17 protein-coding genes and 2 tRNA genes are annotated in these 24,111 nt (G+C 52.9%); 3 read left to right on the top strand and 16 right to left on the bottom strand.

Annotated elements, in window-relative coordinates:
* Positions 1-149 precede the first annotated feature (149 nt).
* The gene (locus AC2TDA_RS06495; RefSeq protein ID WP_480877816.1) at positions 150-1,364 is read right to left on the bottom strand and encodes a winged helix-turn-helix domain-containing protein; all 1,215 of its coding nucleotides are present in this window, start codon (positions 1,362-1,364) and stop codon (positions 150-152) included.
* A 4-nt stretch (positions 1,365-1,368) separates the two neighbouring features.
* Positions 1,369-2,394, bottom strand: coding sequence for a LacI family DNA-binding transcriptional regulator (locus tag AC2TDA_RS06490; protein WP_480877818.1), 1,026 nt, complete (start codon positions 2,392-2,394; stop codon positions 1,369-1,371).
* A gap of 115 nt (positions 2,395-2,509) precedes the next feature.
* On the opposite strand from AC2TDA_RS06490, the gene AC2TDA_RS06485 reads away from it, so the two are divergent.
* The 3 genes from AC2TDA_RS06485 to AC2TDA_RS06475 all read left to right on the top strand — a co-directional run bounded on the left by AC2TDA_RS06485 (position 2,510) and on the right by AC2TDA_RS06475 (position 4,169).
* A tRNA-Arg gene (locus AC2TDA_RS06485) sits at positions 2,510-2,586 on the top strand.
* A 112-nt stretch (positions 2,587-2,698) separates the two neighbouring features.
* Positions 2,699-2,774 (top strand) — tRNA-Thr (locus AC2TDA_RS06480).
* Between the two features lie 468 nt (positions 2,775-3,242).
* Positions 3,243-4,169 carry a hypothetical protein gene (locus AC2TDA_RS06475; protein ID WP_480877819.1) on the top strand — a complete coding sequence of 309 codons (927 nt, stop codon included), beginning with the start codon at positions 3,243-3,245 and terminating at the stop codon, positions 4,167-4,169.
* A gap of 170 nt (positions 4,170-4,339) precedes the next feature.
* Here the strand turns inward: AC2TDA_RS06475 and AC2TDA_RS06470 are convergent, their stop codons facing one another.
* The 14 genes from AC2TDA_RS06470 to napA form a co-directional block, all read right to left on the bottom strand.
* Positions 4,340-6,289, bottom strand: a complete 1,950-nt coding sequence (locus tag AC2TDA_RS06470; RefSeq protein ID WP_480877820.1) for a hypothetical protein — start codon at positions 6,287-6,289, stop codon at positions 4,340-4,342.
* Positions 6,290-6,557: 268 nt separating this feature from the next.
* On the bottom strand, positions 6,558-8,297 hold the full coding sequence (locus AC2TDA_RS06465; RefSeq protein ID WP_480877822.1) for a M10 family metallopeptidase: 1,740 nt from the start codon (positions 8,295-8,297) through the stop codon (positions 6,558-6,560).
* Between the two features lie 528 nt (positions 8,298-8,825).
* Entirely contained in the window at positions 8,826-10,778 is a 1,953-nt protein-coding gene (locus AC2TDA_RS06460; RefSeq protein WP_480844907.1) for an HAD family hydrolase, read from the bottom strand.
* Positions 10,775-12,535, bottom strand: coding sequence for a glycosyltransferase (locus tag AC2TDA_RS06455; RefSeq protein WP_480877823.1), 1,761 nt, complete (start codon positions 12,533-12,535; stop codon positions 10,775-10,777). Before AC2TDA_RS06455 ends, AC2TDA_RS06460 begins: the two co-directional genes overlap by 4 nt.
* A gap of 363 nt (positions 12,536-12,898) precedes the next feature.
* Positions 12,899-14,668 carry an ABC transporter ATP-binding protein gene (locus tag AC2TDA_RS06450; protein WP_480844905.1) on the bottom strand — a complete coding sequence of 590 codons (1,770 nt, stop codon included), beginning with the start codon at positions 14,666-14,668 and terminating at the stop codon, positions 12,899-12,901.
* A gap of 350 nt (positions 14,669-15,018) precedes the next feature.
* Positions 15,019-16,176: a UDP-galactopyranose mutase gene (glf, locus tag AC2TDA_RS06445; protein WP_480877825.1), complete on the bottom strand. Its 1,158-nt coding sequence runs from the start codon at positions 16,174-16,176 to the stop codon at positions 15,019-15,021.
* A complete protein-coding gene (locus tag AC2TDA_RS06440) occupies positions 16,177-17,067 on the bottom strand; it encodes a hypothetical protein (protein WP_480877827.1) in 891 nt (296 codons plus the stop codon).
* Positions 17,064-17,864, bottom strand: coding sequence for a glycosyltransferase family 25 protein (locus AC2TDA_RS06435; protein ID WP_480844902.1), 801 nt, complete (start codon positions 17,862-17,864; stop codon positions 17,064-17,066). Before AC2TDA_RS06435 ends, AC2TDA_RS06440 begins: the two co-directional genes overlap by 4 nt.
* A 543-nt stretch (positions 17,865-18,407) precedes the next feature.
* On the bottom strand, positions 18,408-18,665 hold the full coding sequence (locus AC2TDA_RS06430) for a hypothetical protein (RefSeq protein ID WP_480844901.1): 258 nt from the start codon (positions 18,663-18,665) through the stop codon (positions 18,408-18,410).
* Positions 18,666-18,679: 14 nt separating this feature from the next.
* A complete protein-coding gene (locus AC2TDA_RS06425; protein ID WP_480844900.1) occupies positions 18,680-19,381 on the bottom strand; it encodes a NapC/NirT family cytochrome c in 702 nt (233 codons plus the stop codon).
* A gap of 27 nt (positions 19,382-19,408) precedes the next feature.
* On the bottom strand, positions 19,409-19,843 hold the full coding sequence (locus AC2TDA_RS06420) for a nitrate reductase cytochrome c-type subunit (RefSeq protein ID WP_480844899.1): 435 nt from the start codon (positions 19,841-19,843) through the stop codon (positions 19,409-19,411).
* Complete coding sequence (napH, locus tag AC2TDA_RS06415; RefSeq protein WP_480877829.1) at positions 19,840-20,772, bottom strand: quinol dehydrogenase ferredoxin subunit NapH; 933 nt, start codon at positions 20,770-20,772, stop codon at positions 19,840-19,842. Before napH ends, AC2TDA_RS06420 begins: the two co-directional genes overlap by 4 nt.
* A complete protein-coding gene (gene napG, locus AC2TDA_RS06410; RefSeq protein WP_480844896.1) occupies positions 20,769-21,587 on the bottom strand; it encodes a ferredoxin-type protein NapG in 819 nt (272 codons plus the stop codon). The genes napH and napG overlap by 4 nt, the downstream gene beginning before the upstream one ends.
* Before the next feature lie 27 nt (positions 21,588-21,614).
* The gene (gene napA / locus AC2TDA_RS06405) at positions 21,615-24,107 is read right to left on the bottom strand and encodes a nitrate reductase catalytic subunit NapA (RefSeq protein WP_480844894.1); all 2,493 of its coding nucleotides are present in this window, start codon (positions 24,105-24,107) and stop codon (positions 21,615-21,617) included.
* Between the last annotated feature and the right edge of the window lie 4 nt (positions 24,108-24,111).

Genomic DNA, 24,111 nt, shown 5'->3' with positions numbered 1-24,111 from the left:
GCACAATTGAAATCGATCTTGACCAGTCGCGAGGCCATGTATGGTCGCGCCACTGCGCGGCTGGATAGTTCTGTCAGTCCCTTGAGAGTTCTTTGCGGCAGGCGCAGGAATTGATCAGAAACCTAAAATTATTACCGCTAAGATAGAGTCTATTTCGGTAGTTTCTGCCAGTTGTCTTCAAAAATAACGTTTTCCAGTCCAGTGAACTTCCTGACTCTTTCCAGTTCAGATTCCAATCGTCTGGTCCGAGCATCGGACCAACGAACAGAGCTTTCGGGCCACAGGGCTTTCACGCGCAGCTCGCCGCAATCGCGATGTGCTTTCATGTCAATCCGTCCCACCAAACGGTCGCCTTCCAGCAATGGAAAGACGTAGTATCCGTAAGTTCGTTTGGGTGCGGGAACAAAGACCTCGATGCGGTAATGAAACCCGAACAGGCGCTCGGCCCTTTGTCGATCGCGCAGCATAGGATCAAATGGGCTCAGCACCCTGATCCGACCGGGTGCAGCCGGTAAGGTTTCGGCCTCAGCTGCGAGTCCCGGTCGTGCAAGCAGTTTCCGGAATCGGCCATCCGCGCATTCGATACATATCTCCTCCAATTCTCCTCGTGTTAGAGCCGTATTGCACCAAGACCTGGCCTCTGCCGGGCTGACAGTATCCCAGAAGGAAGCTAATTCGCCCGAGGTCGCAAAGCCGAGGCGATCCATTGCCGCGTTGCACAGCCAATCCAAAGTTTCAGCCGGGTTGCAAGGCTGGTTGCCTGGGCAAAGGTGGTGTTCAATCACACGTTCCGTAAGATCATACCGTTTTTGAAAACCCTCCCGCCCGATTACGGTCAGAGCACCCGAACGCCACAGATATTCCAAAGCTGTCTTCGAGGGATGCCAATCCCACCAACCGCCTGAACCTTTCCGTTCATCCTTACCGACATCAGACGAGCTTACTGGCCCATGGTCACGAATGTGTTGGAGTACGGCTTCGAATTGTTTTTCATACCCATCCCGCCGCCAGTTCTTCCATCTGGCCCTCAACACATCCGCGTCGCGGCGAAAACGCAGATGCCAATGGGGATAGAACTCCATCGGAATGACGGCTGCATCATGGGTCCAGTGCTCGAACAACGCTTTGTCGCGCTCGTACAGTCGTTTCAGGTTGCTGGCGCGATAGGAGGGCCTGCGCGAATACAGGATCATGTCATGGGCACGCGCGACGGTATTGATGCTGTCCAGTTGCACAAAGCCCAAACGGTGGATCAGATCCAGTAGATCCGCGTTTTTTGCACCCCCGGACGGAGGTTCCAGCAATGCGTGACGCTGCATGAACACGGCGCGCGCAGCACGATTGTTCAGCTTCGGCAACGACAAAGGGTCAGCGCCGTTTCAGCGTGTCACCGTAGCTGATCTTGGGGGTCAGAGTGACGCGCGTATCAACCTCGGTATCCGGGTCTTGCAGTTGTGCAGCGATGATCTCGGCCGCTTTGCGCCCGATCTCAAGCCGACAGGCATCCATCGTGGCCAATTTACGTGGCAGCCCCTGCAACAGCTCGACATTGTTAAAACCTGCTAGACCGATTTGGCCGGGCACATCAATGCCCTGGTCCAACAGATACAGTAAGCCGCCAGCGCCAATCATGTCATTGGAATAATAAAGAAAATCCAATTCAGGCGAACGATCCAGCATCGCCTTCGTCATCTCGCGGCCCTTGGCGAGCGCAGAGCCGCCCGAGTAAAACTCGCGGTCTTCGATCTCGACCCCGTGCTTGCCCAGCACTTCAGTAAAGCCCTCGAACCGCTTTCGCGCGCGGTGATCCAAAGGCATCTTGGTGCCCATAAAGCCGATATGCTCGTATCCGGCTTTGAGTATAGCCTGAGCCATCTCGCGCCCTGCGCGACGGTGAGAAATACCGACCATCGCATCCACAGGCTTGCCATCTGCATCCATGATTTCGACCACCGGAATGCCAGCTGAATCGAGCATCGCACGCGCGGCGTCCGTATGCTCCAGCCCCGCGATGATGACACCTGATGGGCGCCACGAGAGCATCTCGTACAGAACCTTCTCTTCTTTCTCGGGCAGGTAATCGGTGACACCGACCACGGGCTGCAACTCCGTATCCTCCAGCACCTGGTTGACGCCGGTTAGGACCTCGGGAAACACCATGTTCGACAGGGAAGGGATGATGACCGCAACCAGGTTTACCCTGCTGGATGCCAGCGCCCCTGCGATCTTGTTCGGCACGTAGCCAAGTTCCTTGGCAGCGGCCAGCACCCGGGTCCGCGTTGCGTCTGAAACGTCGCCCCGGTTTCGCAGTACACGGCTGACAGTCATTTCCGACACTCCGGATGCTTCCGAGACATCACGAAGGGTAAGTGGGCGTTTTGTTTCTGTTGTCACCGGGAATACCTGCGTTGTTGTTTTGCCTGATGGTAGCGTGAACAGGGCAATCTTTACAACTGTTGTGCAAAGGCAATGACAAGCCCAGAAAACCCGTTTACAGAAGGCGGCGCGCGGCCCCGTGGCTCAACTGGATAGAGCAGCCCCCTCCTAAGGGGCAGGTTGCAGGTTCGAATCCTGCCGGGGTCGCCAACTCTGGCGCACCGGACACTTGCGCGCGGCTGCCCAACCGTCTAAACGACCTATCGCGTCGTCGCGTCACCGGGCTTGTGCTCTGGCAGGACACATAGCCGCGACAAAGGGTGCCTCAATAGCTCAGCTGGTAGAGCAGGTCCTTCGTAAGGACAAGGTCGGGGGTTCGAGTCCCTCTTGAGGCACCATTTCGTCAGACGTGTAGAGGAACTTCAACTTCTTGAAGGTTAAGGTTGTTCCTCAGCTCGAAATCCTTCGTTCGTACAAATTTTCAACGGCAGAAAGCACTAGTCGCCGGACTAGGCCTTTCATCCCACAAGTTTTTCTAAGTATTGTGAGGGCTTGTGAGAAACGACATTGAAAGCTTGGACGTATTATCGAACTATCCTTCGTTAACGATCAGATTGGCGATCTTGTCTTCCAGCTTTGCTGCTTTCGAGCGCAGTTCGGGGATTTGGCCTTCGCTTGCTAGTTCAAATTCCTTCCGAATGGCTCGCGGCGAGTTGTTTGAAAGTGAGTCCACTTCTGTATCAATGCCTCAGTCTAAGTTGATGCCGACGGGCCACTTGGTGGGGCATCGAACGATGTTTACCTGATATGAACACTGCGCTATGTAGCGGCGGTCAAAATTCTCCAAAACTGATCGGGAAAATGCCATGGCTTTCAGTCTTCGTTCCCCTTTCCTTTCCACATGGCGATCCAGAAAACCCCGGCGAGCAATAGTACATTGTGGGTTGCATAAAACCGGCAGCACTTTTTTGCAGGCTGCATGCAGAACGCACGCGACGGAGATGTCAGGCAAAGGTGTTCATTTCGAAGTTGTCACGCCTTATCCTGCGCACCACAGTCTGGCATGGTCGATTTTGCGCTGGGAGTATGACGGCCTGAAAGAAGCAGTTGATGGGATGCCAGGACACTGTACAGACCTATTTATTTCTTCTGAGGAATTCGAAAACCTGCTATGTGATTTGGAGTCCGCAAAACGTTTGGATGAAAAACTCTTCAGTCTGGGGTTTGACGAAGTGGAATACCTATTCGTGTTGCGAGAGGCTGGGGTGCGCTTTGCGTCTGTTATGGCCGAGATGTGCAAACACGGCGTGTACCTTGATTGGTTTCAGTCTTTTTCTTCGGTTATGCAGGCGGGATATTTATTTGTTCCAAGGTCAGGGAGCCAAACTGATGGGATTCCAAAAGGATGGAACTTTATTTTTGACTACAACTCGCATATTTCGGTGTTTTCCGAGTATACGAAAGGGAAGACCCGGGTAATCCCTTTTAACGGAGGTGGGGCCTTTCCTGGTGCAGAAATTATTCAGCAATTAGTTGGGGCGGAAACTGGCAAGTGGATTGATGAAGGCAGCGATATTGAAAAATGGAGAAACGCAAGCAAAGATGCCGCCTTTCAAGAAAGAGCTTACAAAGAAAACCTTAACTCCTTGATTGCTGCTGAATCATTTGTTTCAAAAGAAATGACGCGCTCGATAGATGCGAGATTCCCAAATCATCATGTCCGACGGGAGCTTTGCGAGAAAATTCGACTCCGCTTTCCAATAAATGATGCGATTTTTTCGAACTACCGGTAGCAGGGGCGCTGAATCGGATTTGTTTGTGTACGCAATGAGCTCGCCAGCCGATGCGAAAGTATTCCCAGCTTACCGCGAGCAGACGGAAGCACACTGATGCTTGGGTTGAGGTCTGATATGTGCTTATGACGAGCGCACAATTGACTATTGCGCACAAATCTAAGCAGGGTTCAGATTTCGGGTAAGTTCTTTCGTCTTCTGAAGAAATTCACTCGCGCCCGCCCGAGTTTTCCAAGTGTGGTTACGTAAGCCTCCGGCCATGAGCTACGCTTCAGGTTATTGTAGTGAGAGCTTCGTTCGCCAATCATTGTCAGGCTTTCGCCGATATCATCCCCAACTCCCGAAAAGACCCGGATGTTGCGGAATCGGTGCGCATCCTGCTTCGATGGGTTCTCCATGAAATCCCAGAAATCACCGGCATCATATTTTTTGCTTAGCTCTCTGATTTCTTCGTACGGCAGTTTTTCCAAGAGTCCTTCGATCGCACGATAAGCCCCGTTTTGTATGTGTCGAGCTAAATCCATTGTGGTGCGTTCCGAGGCAGATATTTCATACTTGAGCCAAGTGAACTGGTCTTCTTTAGGAGAAACGGAGTATAAGCTGCCGTGGTCGGCTGAAAAAAGAAACTCTATCAGATCCCGGTAGCGGTCCAGCATTTTCGCTTGATATGTATTCAACCCATTTCGACACAAAAAGGCCTCGTGCTTGCGTTCCTTACACTCGAGGATGTCAATTGCGTCCTCGCTTGTTCCGACGTAGAAACCAATGACATTTTGGTTCCCCATCAAGCATTTTTCGATTGAGTCTTGAAGACTACCGCGCCACCCCAAGTCGATCAGACCGTTTAATTGTTCAGACGGGAAAGTTTCGTCATAATAGTCCTTAATGGTTTGCAACTCGGGAAGAAAACTGCGTTGAAGAGGTTCAGAGCTTTCTGAAAGGGCGCGAAGAAACGCTTTCCGTGTATTTCGAGTGAGGGTTGCGTTGAGGTCAAATCCCAAGTCTTGAAAATGAGTCTTTAATGATTGGGACGTCCTCGACTTGAAAAGAAACTCGGAGATTGTCTTTGAGCCTTCCAGTGTCCTATGAAAAAAGTTCGCTATTGTCCTAGAATCCAAAGCAGTGGAGGGCAACGTTGTCATGCGTCGCGATGCCGCCACGTATGTCGTTGACCAACCATGTGGGTGCAAAAGGTCGAACACTCTTTTTATGAATTTCCCATCTCGTGCCAGGAAAGCGAGATGTTGGATATTATGTCTGCTCGCATTGTCGGACAGCCAAACACAAAAAGCGGTTACAAATGGTGCGAGGACAGTAGCTCCAATTGCTTCAAAATACTTATCTTCACTAAAGTGGCTGATGTCGGCGCTTTCGAGATCTGAGCACTCCTCTTCTAGGAATTGCGCCGCGAATGCCTGTGTCAAGGGATGTTTCCCATGCCGAAGGAACGTTCCTTCAACTGCAGCTTTTTTGCGGTCTTGGGTGCATTCTCTCGGTATAACGTAATGGGTTGCGTAGTTCATGCGTCCAGGTATTTGAATGTCATCACGCCAATTGCTCCCGATGTGCATAATTTCGGCTGGTCGTGCCTTGAAATGACTTACAGCGAGGTCAAAGGCATTTCCCTGGCGTTTGGTTTTTTGTGTCTCGCTGGAAAGAAACAGCTTTTCGTACCCTGTGACACCGGCGTTGTTAAGGAGCTCCTCTATGACCGTTGCGGGAAGGTAGGTGTCAGATGTGATGACATAACGCCCGCCGGTCGATTCGACGTGGTCCAAGAAATTGCGCCCGAAAACCGACAGTTTTGTCGCGCGTTTCTCAGCGGCGACTTCCTTGCTCATGAGTAATTTTTTTTCTGCCTCGCTGCAGCGCACCAACAGACGGAAATTGTCGTAGATTTCGTTCAGGGTGATTTCGTCCCTACCGGCGTTGGCGGCAAGGCGCCTGGCGAGTTTTTCGGCTTGAATACGGTAATCCGCAAAGTCCTCAGTGATCTTGCCCACATCTGAATCGCCCTCCATGCCGACAAAAACATCGGTCGGTGTTTTTGTGAGCCGAAAGACAAGTGTTCCAAAAACATCCACTGAAAAATGAGTGATTTGGGGGTGGGGCGGGAACAATGAGGTATGACCTTTTGTGGAACCGGGGATGGGATGTTCTCTATCCCACAAAAGGTTCAATTATCCAATGAATTTAGGATCAAAGCTATTACGACCGTCTTGATCCGCCCAGTTGCGCTGAACCAGATGTGCGCCATAACGCGACCGGCTGGTAACAAATCAAGCCCGGCCCGGATACCGGACAAGGCTTGAACTCCGAGTTCAGTTGCACCTGATAGATCAGCCCGGCGGGAAACCTGACCGTGCAATGTAGGTCTATCGCGGGTAACTAGATGAACTGGATGTCGTCCAACGTGATATCCAGTGCTGAAATTCCATCCAAATGAATTGTTCCAGATCCGGTGTCTATCAAAGCGCCCGTAGCTGTCGAGCTGATTTGAAGCTCTGCGAAATCCTGAACAATACCGTCCAATCGGATAATGTCTTCTCCTAGCGTGAAATCAGTGATGTGATCAGTTCCGAAATTATCTGCGAAGACGAACGTATCGGCACCAAACCCGCCGGACAGATTGTCATTTCCTAGACCCCCGACCAGAACGTCGTTGCCGGCTTCACCGTAAAGGAAGTCGTTTCCGTCACCCCCCTGCAAGATGTCATTGTCGGCACCGCCCCATATCCGGTCTGACCCTGTCCCTCCTGACAGAAAATCGTTTCCGTCACCTCCAACAACCCTATCGTTACCGTGATCCCCGTACGCGGTATCCTTGCCTTTGCCTCCGACGAGAAGGTCGTTGTTTTGGCCACCGCGCAGATTGTCGTCTCCGTCGTCACCCCAAATCTTATCGGATCCTGTCCATCCGCGCAGAAAGTCTTTGCCGACTCCTCCAATCAGAAGGTCAGCCCCGCCATCACCGAACAGGGTGTCATTTCCGTTTCCACCTTTGAGAATATCGTTATCATGGCCTCCGCGTAGAGTGTCATTTCCCGCATCACCCCAAAGAACATCATTGCCGTTCCCGCCCCACAGTTTGTCTGTCCCACTACCACCCGCCAGGGTATCGGTGCCTTGATTTCCGAACAGGTCGTCGTTGCCAAGACCGCCGACAACAGTATCGTTCCCGGTGCCGCCGTGTAAGGCGTCGTTGCCGGTCAATCCAAAAACCTTGTCGTGGCCCCCGCTGCCGCGGATATAGTTATTCTGACTGTTGCCATAAACAGTGTCATTTCCCTGCCCGGCAATGTAATTCTCAATGTCTGTTCCGCGCATGATGGCCATGTTTCCGATCAGACCAAAAACATCGGAATAGCTTTCACCCTTCAGATCAACGCGTTGGTTTGAGTGGTCGTAGTAAAAGTCGATCGTATCCACGCCGCCATCGTCAACGATAGTAAATGCGACCTGGCCTCCGACGGCCGTGATCTTGTCATAAACACCCCCGGCGTTGGAGTCGTACCCGTATCTTGTATTATTGGTACGGATGTCGTTGGGCTCTCCATAGAGTTGCCAAACCGCAAGGATATCGGCGATCATTGGGGTAATGACATAAGCGTGTGACGCGTTCACACTCGTATTTTCGTATTGTGAGAAATACGACATGATGGAGGCTTGCCAACTATCGTTCTCATAGTGGTTGTCAACACCATATGTCGCGACGATGTTGTAGTCTCCTGCGTGCCAAAGCCCAATGGCGTGGCCAATTTCGTGCAGATAAGTTTGGTGAGAATAGCTATCGTATCCAGTTCCGTAGTACGCAATCCAATCTTTGCCGACATTTACGTCTTGTGCTGAATAGTACCAAGTCGACGCGTTCCCTGACCCATAATAAGGCTGCGCATAGGCGCCGTCGTCGTTATCATCGAACGTGATTTGTGCCGATGAGCCTACATTGTAAAAGTTCAGACCGGAAACGCTCGACCATGTGTCGAGCGCCATTGACACAAGGTGTTTCACATGTGGCGCGACACCATCGAAATTGACAGAGATGTTCGTAGATCCCCATTTCCTCTCAACGCCCCTTGTGTCATAGATCAAAAAATCGGCAATCTGATCGTTGGTGTAGACAACCACAGTCGTTACGTCCTTATTTGTTAATAAGTCTCATGAGAGACAAAATTTGCCCTTCGTTCAGACCATCCACGCAAATAGACGTCATTATCTTTTGAAAATTTTCGATTCTGTCTTCAGCGTCACGGTCCAATTTCCACTTGCCTATCAGTCGTATCAAACTGATAACAAGTAACTTTCTGAAGTGCCGGCACAATTTGTCCAAAGTTTGTCGAACTTGAGCAACACTCTGGATTTTTGCCGTTCCGTCATCTTTTTTGGGCTGCGCTGACCATGGGCGCCGGCCCGGATCCGCCATACGGCTCCACGCCATAGCACAGCTGAAACCAGTTGCAAAATACGGCGACTGACGAGTTGATTTGGTGGTTGAGTTTCGAAAGCTCTAACTAGGCTCGTGAGTTTTCTCGGCGGCCAGTGTGGCGCAGTCGATAGGCCTGCGTAGAAAAAAACGCTTCAAATTGGGACTTCGCAATTGATTCAAGGCACTGCTGGGCAAATCATGCTTTGGCGCAGCAATTTGGCCGAATGCAATCAGGAGTTCCTGATGTCAAATGCAGCCTTCCAATACGCCTGTTCTCGGGCTCTGTTTCTTTTTCTTCTGTTGCGTGCATCAGCCACGGGTAGCTTAGGCGCAAGTACAATCCGATCAACATTGCCACCCGGCGAGTCAGAATGAGTAATCTCCGCGAGGTGCTCTATTTGCTCCGCCGACGGGTTCATGGTCATCTCCAGGAAAAACTCTGCCCATATCGGTGTTGAGAGCGTGGCGGGCGAGAACATCTCCAGCAGGAAGCGGTAGTCCTCGACGAACTTGATCACGCCGGCTTGCGCCTTTGCCGCCATGCGCTGATGCTCCTGCTCCTGTTCTCCCTGGGTCTCAAATACAGGCGAAACCTGATCCCCTTCTCGCTTCAGATCGATTGTAGACCCGTGATCAGCCGTCAGTACAAATTCCATCAACTCGACCCCGCCCGAAAGCAGTGCCGTGTTGAATTCGTCATATCGGCCAGAACCGTTCAGCCACCCTTGCATTGGCAATCCCAAGTTTTGATTTGGGTGCACAAAATCCCGATGCAAGCTTACGTAGAAACCTTCGACTCTTTCATATGCTGTCGGGTCGGACAAAGAGTGGGAAAAGCACCTCTGCAGATTGCCGACCCAACCAATATCGATCAGCGCGATACGATCAGAATCTTTTAAAGGGCGATCATAATAGCATCCATAGCTGGCGCGCGTTTCCACGGATTTTCTCAACACATCGGAATGCAGCTCATTCAATATATTAAACAAGCTTTCACGCTGACTGGTGTTTAGTGGTTCCTTGAGGTCGGAAATCCCGCGATCTTTCAGCATTGCCTGGTAGTCACGCGGATTCAGGTTCGCTGCGAAAAAGGCACGTTCAGCGTTCTGGTCTGTCTTACCGCCGATATAGTTCCACGCCCGAACTGGATCCCAATCACGCGTCCCTGTCTTGTACCCAGTTTTGCGTGACATAAAGAAATACTCTGATTCAACGCCAGGCACGGCCGATACTTCGTTGCACATTTCATAGAGCCGCTTCATCAGCCAACCATCCCGCGCCACAAAGAGTGCCCGGTCGATGTTCTTTTCCTTCAACTGCGTCATTAGCCAGCATACGTAGCCAAACAGCATTGGTCCCCAGACCAAATAGCCGATCCGTTCAAGTGGATCTTGCGGCAAGCGTCGGGTTGCCTGAGGCAGCGACAAACCTTCGATGAGAGAGTAGATGAAGTCGCCAGAAAATTCCTGACAGCGTTCGGTGCGAATGTTGTTTACGCTCGGCCAGGTCGCATGAAGTGCGTTTAACCCTGATGCGCGTGCTTGCTTAACATCGGCATGACGATTGTCACCAACATGCAGCCAGCTTGAGTCACGTGACCAACCCTCGGCCTCGGCAACGTGCGTATAGAGTGCACCCGAGTGTTTTGACAGACGTACTTCGCCAGAAACGTAGATTGGATGTGTTTTTGCCTGCTCGTACCCCAAGTCAACCAGCCTGTCCGTAAGCCAGTCGGAAGGAAGATACATGTCGCTTAGGAACGCAATTTTCTTTCCTTCGGACAAAGCCTTTGAATACAGTTCCAGGCCCTCTGCGGAGACATAAAAAACGCGTCTTTCGCAATCAAGTTCCAGCGCCTTTAGCCATTCCGCGATCTCTTGAGGTGCTTCGTTGTCTCGAACCCATTGCTCATAGATCTCGTCAAAGGTGATTTCGCCTTCGCCGCCATGTTTTTGTATCCGGTGATGTCGCGCGTCACTCTCGGCTTGCCAGCGCGATATTGCGAAATTATCAAGCAGATCATGGTGGTACAGACTTCGCTCGTCCTCGAACGCGCGCAGTCTCACCATTTCGAACACGTCAACTGGTGCCTTGGTCAGCCTGTGCAACAGCGTATCGAAGATATCAAAAGAAACGACACTCGATCCCGCGGGAAAATCCTGTGTTGTTCCAGAGTTCGTCACTGTTTGAACCTCAGTGCTTTTCTTCGATAATTCAGATCCGAAAGAAACTTGGCCAAGCCGGTTTTCTTCTTCTTGGGCTCATCAAAATTTCTTACAGATGGTGCTGCGTCCGATGTTCCCATCGGGCGCATTTCCATCTTGTCAAATTCAAGGCCCTGTTCTCTCAACAGAATTGCAAGCGGGGCCTGCACGTTTTGATCCTGCGCGGCTTCCCTTAGCCAGCGGTTGCGGAGGTAAGTATTGTAGAGGAGGTGTTTGGATCTGCCGGCTATGACAGTATTACCCAGAGCTCCGGTGGCATTTTGGCGATGATGATAGAACGCCAACGCTTCTGGGTGGACCCAAACGTCATATGCCATGCAAAAACGCTGATGGAAATCCCAGTCGCCTAGCACCGGAAGAGTTTCGTCGAACATTCCAAGTTCCCGACAAACCTGTAGATCGAAAATGAAGCCAATGGGCGGATACTGGTTTTTAACCAGCATACGGGACAAGTCGATCAATCCCTCCTGAAGTTCATCCTTATCACCTCGTTGCCAGGGCTTAATGTCTTCGATTCTGACGTGATTACCCACCACGGTTTCGCGAACCCAGTTTATGCGCGATACAACGCCCCTTACGGTCGGGAACATGGTGTTCTGCTTCCGCAGGACACCAATTGCCACGGTCAGCATATCAGGCGCCCAGCTGTCATCATCGTCGTGGATCACCGCCAAATCGGTATCCAACCTCAGCAGGCCAGCGTTGCTCGCAGCTTCCATACCCTTGGAGGTTTCGTGATGCAAAACTTGAACGCGCTCATCGTCACCCAGAATGGCTGCGACCAACTCGTTGACTGGTTCGGGCGCGCCTCCGTCGTTAACAACAACCAGTTGCCAATTCGGATATGTCTGGTTCTTTACACTTTCCAGTGCGCGTCGCAACAAAACCGCGCGATCCTTCGTTCGCGTGACGATGCCGACCGAGCAATTCTTGCCATAGATTGAAGTCGGCTTTTCTGCCCGCTTCGCTTTGGTTGCCTTCGCGGGTGAGGTAATTGTTGCCCTGTCCACGAAGACTAGATTGATATCGGTGCGGGCCGCCAAGATATATCTCTGACTGGCCATAAATTCGATCATGGCGTCGGATGTACCTGCCACGTGGTGGTCGGAGGGTTCGACCTGAACAACCACTGGGCGCCATCTGTTCCAGTCAAAATCCTGCAATATCTGTAGATCCAGACCCTCGACGTCAATTGCTAGAAATACCGGAGCCTCGTCTTCAAAGTGCTGTTCGACAAGTGTGTTGACGCGCATAGCCGGAACAATACGTACATCGGCTATCCCAACCTTGCCATCTTGCCATTCTTCGACAAAACGCCGATCCAGTGAACTCAGCTCGGATTGATTGGAGATATAGAACTCAATTTTGTCACGATCTTCCGGGGTGATCGCGCAATGAACAATAGTATCGTTGGGCCTTGCGGTGCGCAGAGGCCCGATCAGGTCGTCATTTGCTTCGACGATGACGCCGTGCATCCTTTGCTTACGGCTTAGAAGAAATGTTGCGCTTGTCGCAAAAGGATGATTTCCGCCGATCTCAAGGTATCTCAGTGACTTCAGGTTCGATCCGGTGCGCACGGCCCAAGCTGACAGGAGTGAATCTACAATCACGTCTTCGGCTAGCTGCCCGTATTGTTCGCGCAGTGGAACGTCTATGTCCGGCTTGGGAACCCCCTCTGTCTGGATCAACTCATACAAAAAAGGGTTCAGATGCATTTCTCAACTCCGTGAATATGAACGGACTTCAACTGAGAGCAATCCTGACTAAGGAATATTTCACGCAAACTATTGCTCAATTCAGGGGGACTTTTCCGGTCTGGTAGGGCAATAGTCAACCCCTATTAGTTGCGTCATTCTGGTGTCGTCGACCGTTAACCTTGAGCTACTTCGCGGGTACTATAAAGCTTGCCGCCTCAAGTGTTTCTTTGGTCTCAAATTATTCGACTTTACCAGCGAAACCTGGGTGTCCGGGTAGAAACGATTCACCGTATACTCGCCCGATGGGAGAAATTGCGGAATACCTGGTCAAGAACGGCAGTCTGTGAACTTTGAGATTGTAGCCCGACCTGAAGCGCTGCACTATCCCGTTTCGTGGGTCTTGAATTGTTGGTCGAACAGTTTTTTGAAATTGCCGCCACTTTCCAAAAGTTCGTTTAAATTTCCTTGCTCGACAACTGCGCCGTCCTGAATAACCACGATTTTATCCGCCTCCAACACGGTGGAGAGGCGATGAGCTATCACAAGTACGGTCATCTCTTTGGTCAATGCGTCCAGTGCTTCTTTTACCAAAGATTCAGATTCCGCATCGAGGGCGCTGGTCGCTTCATCCAGCAAAAGAATCTCGGCCTTGCGCAGGATGGCCCGGGCGATTGCCACCCGTTGTTTTTGCCCTCCGGACAAAAATATTCCGTTCTCACCTACCTGTGTCTCATACCCATTAGGTAACTCACTAATGAATCCGTGTGCGTGAGCAGCTTTTGCCGCTGCTATGACTTCTTCGTCAGTGGCGTCCGGTGCGGAACAACGCAGGTTATCCATTACAGAGGTCGAAAACAGAAACGTGTCTTGTCCGACATAGGAAATCTTGCGGCGTAACGATGAAAAACTGACCCCCCTGAGGTCCTGGCCGTCAATTTCGACACTCCCCCGGTCAGGATCGTAGAATCGCATGATCAATCCAAAAATGGTAGATTTTCCACCGCCGGATTGCCCCACCAATGCCGTAGTTTTACCCGCCTCAAAGGTCACGTTCATATCTTCGATCACAGATATGGAACCTTGATATCCAAAGCTGAGATTGCGCAGTTTGATCTCGCCCGGACCTTCAAGCAGATCATGAGAGTCGGGACTTTCCTGCATAGTGTCTTCTTCGTCCAGCAGACCGAATAACAGGCTGACGCCAACCATGAATGTTTCGATCTGAACGCGCATCCGAGAAAGCCGTTTTGCGGGTTCGTACGCCATCAGCAAAGCCGTAATGAACGACATCAACTGTCCAGCTGTTGGTTGCTCGGAGCCCGCTACTCCAATGGTGCTAATGACCAGAACTCCGGCAACAGCCAGCCCCGCCAGAAACTCCATCAAAGGGCTGGCGATTGATTGCAACTTCGCAATATCGTTCGAGCGCTGCTCAACCTTGTGGATAGCCGTATCCATGCGTGTGATCATCCGGTCTTCAAGCGAAAACACCTTGATCACCTTTATTCCCGCCGATGTTTCCTGCAGCACCCGGATGATTTCGGCCAGGGACTTAAACTCGGCCTGCATGATTGAGCGCACTCTTTTCAGAAGTTGGCGAACCCCAAGCATAGCAATCGGCCCAACAACAAAGAACATTACGGACAAAACCGGCTGCTGGTACACCATAACAATGACAAGCCCCACAAGTGTCAGTGCATCGCGAATAAAGCCCGTAACAAGTACGTCGATCAGCCCCCGCGCGGCCTGCGCTCCGTGCGTTGTGCGCATCAAGAGGTTAGAGGATTCATTTTTGCTAAAAAAAGCAATGCCGTGTCTGAGCAGCTTGCGATACAGTTTCTCTTGCTGGGCAGCAACGATCCGGTTGCCAGCGCGGGCAAGAAATACGGCCTGAATGTAAGACGCCACCGCTTTGAGAAAGAACAGTCCAACCACACTTAGGGAAATGACCTTGGCCCAGCCTCGCATTTCGGGGCTGGTCATGGCGTCGACAATATACTCCATCATATAGGCCGAACCGGCGGTAGTTGCCGCAACAACAATCATCGCAACAATTGCGACAAAGTATAACCCGCCCTGAGCGCGAAAGCTTTCACTGACAAGACGGCCCATATAGCCGCTTCGCCATTTGTCCCAGGCAGATTTGATCATCTCTTATCTCCAGAAAAAATCCAGCGCTCGGTCAAGAAGCCCATTTTCGAGTTGGCGTAAAGAACAGATGTCGAGTGCGGCGATTTGATTGCGTCTTCCGAGAAGCCAGGTCATGTATCTCAGCCAATAGACGATGGAATTGATAACAGCAAACAGATGGGAGAAGGCATTGTAATATCTGTCGTGCATGGTGATTATGTTGAATCCGAGAGAACATTAAATCTACACCAGTGCAGCGCGGCTAACGCCGCTTCCTGTGCCAGTCTGTTGTGGCCCAAGTTCAAAAAGATTTCTCATCAGTGCTCTCATTGCATAACTCTTTCGAATAGACGACTGACAAGAGATGCATCTTAAAGGACGGATACAGCGAACGGCTTGAGGGGTTGCTGTTGAGCCAGCGCTGCCAAGGACGTGTGCGCGGTGTCCAATGCCTCGCGAATTGTTACGTCCATATCGAGATAACGGTATGTTCCCAAACGTCCAACAAAGGTAACGTTCCGGGTCTTGTCGGCCAATTTGACATAGTCACTAAGCAGCGCTTTTTCTTCTACCTGACGGATAGGATAATATGAAATATCGTTAGGACCAGCCGCGCGGGAATACTCTCGATAACACACCGAGCCTTCATGAGATTCCCAAGGCGCAAAATGTTTGTGCTCGGTGATGCGCGTATATGGCACCTTTTCCTCACCATAATTCATGACCGCGCAGCCTTGATAATCTCCTTCATAGGTGAAGCGTTCGAAATCAAGGGTACGGTAACCCAGGCGACCCAACTCGTAGTCAAAATAGCCATCCAGCGGACCAGAGTAGAATACATGGTCGAAGGAAGCGCCCATACTACGATCAAAAACGGTATTCAGTTCTACTGTGATCGCCGGATGATCGAGAATTCCGGCGATCATTTCAGTGTAACCGTTTTCTGGCATACCCTGGAATCTGTGGAAAAAGTAGTTGTCATCGTAGTTGAAACGCAGTGGAAGCCGCTTGAGGATCGATGCAGGCAGCTCAGAGGGATGGCAGCCCCACTGCTTAATCGTGTAGCCTTTGAAGAACGCTTCGTACAAATCACGCCCGACAAAGCGCAATGCTTGCTCTTCAAAGCTTTGTGGATTTGTTATGGATGTGTCGGCCTGCTCTCGTGTGATGAATTCGAATGCTTCATCGGGGCGCATGGTCTTGCCGAAAAACTGATTGATGGTGTGAAGGTTGACAGGTAGCGAAAATACCTGCCCCTGAGACGTGGTTTTGACCCTGTTCTTGTATGGAAGGAAGTTGGCATAACGGTTCACGTACTGCCAAACTTCTTCATCATCCGTATGGAAGATATGGGGCCCGTAGACGTGCACCATGACTCCGGTTTCGGCATCGCGTTTCGTGTGGCAGTTTCCGCCGACATGGTCGCGGCGATCCACAATGGTTATTTCGTGCCCTTGCTCTGCGAGCTCGCGACCGATTACGGCACCGGACAATCCAGCGCCGACCATTAAGAACCGGCTCGCTTTCATTCAGGCACCTTCTCGTTTCAGAGAAATCGTCGTCATGTCCAAAGGCTTGCTCAATTGACGGCGGGCGATCTTGAATATCCCGGCCCGTGCCTCGCTGGCGCTACGAAAGCTGGATAACATGGATAACCATGCACGGCACATGCGCCAACCCACCTGAACCCGACCTGAGACTGGCTGCCCGCCCTTCATAATTGCGGCAAATACCAAAGGTACAGTACGCCGCGATAGATCGAACAATTCCTTGATCACCGCCTCTTCGTCTTCTGAGCTGATATTTCCCGCTTCAGACATGGCCACCTTCAGGTTTTTCCCAACCGGCCGGGTATGGTGCATGGCGATCTCATCCAGAATGGCAGCTCGAAACGCACCGGCCTCCGCCCAGCGGCACCAAATGTAGTCCAAACCATATCCACTCATTGTACTCCGAAACAACGGCAATGCGGTTTTAAGGATATCACGGTGCATACATGGGGCCATGATTTCGATGTAATTCGTGAACCTTAACACAAATCCCGGGCACTGACTGAATACGAAATGAGAGAAAAAACTGTCTGGAGTGAGCGACGGCTGTGCAATTCGCAATCCGTAAACGCGCATGGCCTTGAACAAAGCGTTCACGTCTTGTGCACTGATATCGAGGTCATCGTCTGGAAGCCAAAAATACTCATACCGGGTCAGGTCTCGACCCGCGAGGGTTTCAAATAGCCCGTCCCATTTGCCGCCTTTGATCAATACGGCTTCGACGCCGGTTTCGGGCACAAAATTCGCAAATGCTTCTTCGGAGAAGTAGCTTATCAGAAGATCGTAATTACGATCTTCATACGCGATCTCCTGCCACCGGTGATGTAATGACCTGCTACCGGCGCGTACAACCACAAGGTTCTTTTTCATGGCAGATTCCGAATAGGTTTCTTGCCCCTCAACAATGGCCTCAGACCATCGATCATGTCCGGATTCAAGGGGTGGCTCAAGCGACCGAAATTGTACTTGGCTTGGAAGGCTAAATTCCGAAGGAACCTGCGCAATGGTGAGCCAGGTTTGTTCTTCTGACGCACACTTTCTATGTTGCTGCCGAGCGCCTCGTTTTCCGCAATCATCTGTTCCCGGAGGGTCAAGATGGGCACCTTGTGTTCCCAGTAGAACTTTAGGTCAACATCGATGGGACGCGAAATAGGGGCCTCGAGCTTTGCCAACTTCGCCGCGGCACGTCGGCCAATGGTATACCCAGTCGTTCTGGGCGGAAGATGGTCGGACAGTACGAGAGTTTGGTCAACGAAGGAGGTAAGTGTCTGTTTGTTCTTGCGCGACACGCCATCCAGTTTGACTATGACGTTTTCGAAATCTTCCGAGCACTTGGAAATCGCGGTGAGAAAAGGTCTGGGATCCTTAACAAAGGTCGCGTCATCTTCCAGAACCAGCGTCAGGTGGTCGTTTGAATCGGCTATTTTCTTCCAAATCCGACGATGCCCTAGAAAACAGGCGACTTCATTGCGACTCAGGGGGCGCTTGAATCTCTTGCGGTTAAGTTCGGGGTCGTAGACTCTTTGAAATTCAGAATCTTCAAGCTGCTCTCCGGAAATCGCATCGACAAACTCATGCTGTAACCCGAAGCGCGCAATTTCACCTTCACATGAACGCCTGCGCTCAACGTCGCTCGGCAGGCTCAGGATGATGATTTTTATGGGCATTTTTTCACGTGCAGAGCTAATTTTGAGTACAGAATAGGTGCGTCATAATGCGAGAAACACCAAATCACAATGCAATACCGCCGGCAACATTAGCGGTACTGTCAACAAGGTGCCCAGCCAGTCATTTCCAAACTTTATCCTATAGGCGCAGCTATTTTGTTTATGGTATTTCTACAACCTATAGATTACCAGTTATTCAGGCGACATTTTGCCGGTACAATCGTCTCAATGACCTAATGCATCAAGTCTGGTGTGGCAGCGAGATAATCACGTTAGATGCACATGGCTATGTATATCTTGTGAATATCTCCATTGGTCTTTGGCTCGCTCGCCAAGCCTATACTGCCATTTCAGTTGTTGGTGATTGCTGCACTATGTATGGCGGGCTGATAAAGCGCCCAGTTCCAATACTAACACGCCGTGATTGCATTCATTTTTGTCTGCACGAGTACGGCGGATGTAAAGCGGTTTATTGCAGTTGGTCGCCAGAGCTAAACGCCCCGGCGCCGCCGCAGTTGCGCTCCACATGTAGCACTCTCGCCCTCACACCGTTGTACCCTTGCGGCGAATGGCCGTGCCGAGGCTTCCCGCACAGACGCCAACGACAACGGCAATGAACAGCTCCACGAGTTCGACATGGGAGAATTGCCAGCCCGCAAAGACCAGTGTCTCAAACACTCCCATGAGACCGCCCATCGCAGCGCCCAGCCATAGCCGGCGTGTCATCATTCCCAGTGCAAGGCCAAGAATCCCGGGCAGGCTCAGGACGTTGCCGCCGATGGTTCCGAGTAGATCCAGCATATCAAACCCCCACCTTAATTACTGCTGTTGTTCAGGAATGTGCGGATATCGTCACCTGATGCCGCTGCATGTTCTTGTAGTCTTTCGCCAGACTGCCCATTCAGTGCTTCGGTTACGTTTTGATATTCCTCCAGATAACCGGGCGGCAGGCTGTGGGCGATCCCCTGATGGCAATCAATACAAGTCATGTTCTCATCGATTGCACGCTGGTGCTCGGACGCAGCACGGGCTTCTTGAGTGGTAAAGTCCATGTAGTCGAAGTTGTGGCAGTTGCGGCACTCACGGCTGTCCGATGCCTTCATCTTTTTCCAGACGGCCGATGCCATGCTCAGACGGTGTGCTTCGTATTTCTCGGGCGTGCTGATCGTGCCGGCCATTTCGTGATAGATGTCTTTGACCGCCATGATCTTGGCCTTGATCTTGTGGTTCCATTCATGCGGCACGTGACAGTCGGAACAGATTGCACGCACACCTGAGTGGTTGTTGTAGTGAATGGTTTCACGATATTCGCCCAGATTGGTTTCCATCGTGTGGCACGAGGTGCAGAATTCCTCGGTATTGGTCATTTCCAGGGTCCAGTGAAACCCGCCCCAGAACAGGATGCCTGCCAGAAAACCAGCAAGCAGAGTAAAACCGACGCTCAGGGCGGCTAAAGGGCTCCAGAACCAGTCCCAGAGGCGACGGATCGGTCCACGTTTTTCTTGGGAGTCGGCCATGTCGCGTGCTCCTTTTCAGATCTGAGTTCAGTTTCCGGAGGAAGGTTCAAAGATGTTTTCCACCAGCGGCGGCGCGTCAGCCTGCGGGACGTGACACTGGTTACAGAAGTACCGTGTGCCAGCGATATGATCCAGCTCAACACCGTCCCGATCCAGATAATGGGTCATCGAAAGTGTCGGTGCGTTGCGTTCACCTGCTTTGGTCCAGTCGTGGCACGACAGGCACTGGTTGGTGCGCGTATCGATCTGATATTGCTCGATCGAGTGCGGGACCAGCGGCGGCTGCTGGCGATAGTTGCGCTGCATCCGGCCTTCGACAGTGCGGGGGATCTGATCGAGGATGACGGGCTCGTCAACCTCGGCGCCACGCAGTGTGGTAACGCCGGTGGATTGCGCTAAGGCCAGGCCACCGAGGAGCAGCGGCGGGATCAGGGCAAGGCCCATCAGGATCGACTTTTTCATCTTCTCACTCCTTCAAAAAGGTCTTGAGGCGCCAGCTCGGGCGCGGCGGTTGGTTCGGTTGGCGCGACAGGAAGAGTGTCGAACCGATGGGTGAATTTGAATACGTCTACGGCGCAGACGTCTATGCAGCGACCGCAATTGGTGCAGTCGGGCGAAAGAATCAACGGAGTACTGTCCGGTTTGCCCTTCAAAGCCGGTGAGATCACCTGGTTTTCCGGACAGACCGCATAGCAGTCCATGCAATCGTCGCAGGCAGTTCGATTGGCGGCACTGACGCGCAGCAGGCTTTTGGTGCCAACCAGTCCGTAAAAGGCCCCAACCGGGCACAGGTGTCCGCACCAGCCGTGCCGGGAAACGAACACATCGAATAGGAAAATCGCACCGACCATGGCCCAGACGAAGCCCATACCGAAGATCAGGCCTCGGTGCAGCATGGTGATCGGGTTGACCAGTTCCCACACGATCGCGCCGGTCAGGCCCGAAACGATCAGAACGGTGGCCATGATCCACAGTCGCGTGCTGCGTTTGGGTTGCCAGCCTTTTTGCAATCCCAGCTTCTCATGCAGCCAGTGCGCCGCATCCGTTACCGGATTGATAGGGCAAACCCAGGAGCAATAGACCCGGCCTCCGATCAGCGCATAGGCAACCAGCACGATTGCTGCACCAATGGCGGCCGTCAGTTCAGGCCAGTGCCCGGCGACCAGACTTTGAAGAAACACGAAGGGATCGGTCAGCGGTAACACGCCAAGGGTCAGCGACCCGGCCAATGTCCCTTGCACGATCCAGAACCCAAACCACGGGCCAGTCAGGAACAGGGCCAGAAAGAACAACTGGCTGGCGCGCCGCAACAGCAGATAGCGATGGGCGCCGATCCAACCTTTTGCTTCGATGGCCTCATGCCCTATCGGCAAATGCGTCCGGGTGGTCATTGGGTGACCTCCGGTAACTTGAATGTGGGCTCGAATCCGCCGGGGGCCGCCAGATTGTCCGTACCCGGACCCGGCAGGCGATCGGGCAGGTCGATGATGCCTTCGACAACAGGCGAACCTTTGGCTTCTTTCTCTTCCCAGCCTTTAAGGTAGTGATCCGCCGCGCTGCCTCGGGCCAGACGGTTGGGAAGAACCTTGATGGCGGCGTCGGGCAGCACACAGCTTTTTTCACACATTCCGCAGCCCGTGCAGCGATCAGCATGAACGGTCGGGATGAATACCGCATGACTGCCTGAACGTGCGTTATGTGCAACTTCCAGCGTGATTGCTTCGTCAATGACAGGGCAAACGCGGTAGCAAACATCGCAGCGCAGGCCGAGGAAGTTCAGGCAGTTCTCCTGATCGACCAGAACGGCCACACCCATCTTTGCGTCATCGATATTGTCCAGCGAGGGGTCCAGTGCACCTGTTGGGCAGGCGGCGACACATGGGATGTCGTCACACATCTCACAGGGAATGTCGCGCGCGGTGAAGTAAGGGGTGCCAGTGGCTGCGGCATCCACCCCAAGCTCGGCCAGTTTCAACGTGTCATAGGGACAATCCCGCACGCATAAACCACAGCGGATGCACGCGGACAGAAAATCCTTTTCAGGCAAGGCACCTGGTGGACGCAAAGCCTCGGCCGGCAACGCCCTTGCATCGCGGGCCAGCCAGGCCAGCAATGACCCGGCTGCTACGCAGCCGCCCGCCACGCGCGCCGTATCCTGCAGGAAACGGCGTCGTTGCGGCGAAAGAGGTGTGCCGACAAGAGACATGGGTCTTACCTTTGCCTTGCCTGTCCGTTACGCCCGTTCAACCTTGCAGGCGCATTTTTTGAAGTCGGTTTCTTTCGACAGCGGGCAGGTTGCATCCAAAGTCAGCTTGTTGGTCAACTGGCCTTCGTCGAACCATGGCATGAAGACAAGACCGCGTGGCACTTTGTTCCGACCCCGGGTTTCGACTCGGCTGACCACTTCGCCGCGGCGGGTGGACAACACGATCTCCTGCCCGCGGCGAACGCCGCGACTTCTGGCGTCTTCGGGGTGCATGTAGACCACGGCGGTCGGATAGGCGCGGTGCAACTCCGGCACGCGGCGGGTCATTGAGCCCGAGTGCCAGTGCTCCAGAACCCGGCCTGTGCAGAGCCACAGATCGTATTCTTCATCAGGCTCTTCTGCGGCAGGTTCATAGGGGGCAAAGATGATATTCGCCTTGCTGTCCTTCTTGCCATAGAACGCCACGTCGGCGCCTTCTGGCACATATGGGTCATACCCTTCGCGGAAACGATAGAGCGTTTCCTTGCCATCCACGACAGGCCAGCGCAGGCCGCGCGCCTGATGGTAGGTTTCGAACGGTGCCAGATCGTGGGCGTGCCCGCGACCAAATTCGGCATATTCCTCGAACAGACCCTTCTGGACGTAGAAGCCGAAATGCTCGGATTCGTCGTTGTCGAACCCTTCGGGGGTTTCCGAAAGAGGGTACTGGTCCACTTTGCCGTTAGCAAAGAGCACGTCATACATGGTCTTGCCGCGATGTTCGGGCATGGTCGCCAGCAGCTCTTCGCCCCAGACCTCTTCGACCGTGAAGCGTTTCGAGAATTCCATCACCTGCCACAGGTCGGACTTGGCCTCACCCGGTGCTTTTACCTGTTGGCGCCAGAACTGGGTGCGACGTTCGGCGTTACCATAGGCGCCTTCTTTCTCGACCCACATGGCAGTGGGCAGGATCAGGTCGGCAGACATGGTGGTAACGGTGGGATACGGGTCCGACACCGCGATAAAGTTCTCCGGGTTGCGATAACCGGGATAGCCTTCTTCGTTGATGTTGGGCGCGGCCTGCATGTTGTTGTTGCACTGCACCCAATAGGCGTTCAGGTCACCATCCTTAAGTTTGCGGTTCTGCAGCACGGCGTGGAAACCGGGCTTTGCCGGAATGGTGCCGGCGGGCACGTTCCATGCGGTTTCGCAAATCTCGCGGTGCTTGTCGTTCATTACGACCATGTCGGCGGGCAGACGGTGGGCGAATGTGCCAACTTCACGTGCCGTACCACAGGCCGAAGGCTGACCGGTCAGCGAGAAGGGCGAGTTGCCCGGTTCCGAAATCTTACCCACCAGCAGGTGAACGTTGTACATCAGCGAGTTTACCCACGATCCGCGGGTGTGCTGGTTAAAGCCCATGGTCCACAGGCTCATCACTTTGCGGTTGGGGTCGGCATATTGCTTGGCAAGCTTCTCCAGCTTGTCGGCGGGCACACCGGACAGTTCCGCTGTGTATTCCAGAGTGTATTTCGAGACTGCTTCGGCATATTCGTCAAAGCTGATGGTTTCCAGCTTGCCGGAATTCGGGTTCTCGGCCTCTTGCTGCAGCTGATTTTCGTCGCGCAGGCCATAGCCGATATCGGTGTCAGTCTTGGTGATGTTGACGTGGTTCTTTACGAACTCTTCGTTCACCGCGCCATTTTGAATGATGTAGTTGGCGATGTAATTCAGGATCGCCAAGTCAGTTTGGGGTGCAAAAATCATGCCATTGTCGGCCAGCTCGAACGAACGGTGTTCGAAGGTCGACAGTACATGCACTTCGCATCCCGGTTTGGTCAGGCGCGTGTCCGTCAGGCGCGACCACAGGATCGGGTGCATCTCGGCCATGTTCGAGCCCCACAGCACGAAGGTATCCGCGTGCTCGAGGTCGTCATAACAGCCCATCGGCTCGTCAATGCCGAAGGTACGGATAAAGCCGACCACAGCTGAAGCCATGCAATGCCGCGCGTTAGGGTCGATATTGTTGGATCGGAACCCGGCCTTCATCATCTTGGCGGCGGCATAGCCTTCCCAGACTGTCCACTGACCGGATCCGAACATGCCGACGCTGGTAGGGCCCTTCTTGGCCAGTGCCTCTTTCCATTTGGCGGCCATGACGTCAAAAGCTTCGTCCCAGCTGACGGGCTCGAATTCTCCGTTCTTGTCATATTCGCCGTTTGTCTTGCGCAGCAGCGGCGTGGTCAGGCGGTCCTGACCGTACATGATCTTGGACAGGAAATAACCCTTGATGCAGTTCAGGCCCCGGTTCACCGGAGCGTCCGGGTCGCCTTGCGTGGCAACAACACGGCCCGCTTTGGTGCCGACAAGCACCGAACAACCGGTGCCGCAGAACCGGCAGGGTGCTTTGTCCCAGCGAATATCAGGGGAGCCGGCCTGCGCGTTCGCCTGGCCTGTGGCCAGCGGCAAGCCCGCTGCCGACGCAGTCGCAGCGGCAGCAGTGGATTTCAGGAAGGTCCGGCGGGATTCAGAGATGGTCATGACA

The organism is Ruegeria sp. HKCCD6426 (genome assembly GCF_057221115.1).
The sequence above is the reverse complement of the archived record's forward strand: the minus strand, read 5'-3'. Positions and strand labels throughout refer to the sequence as shown.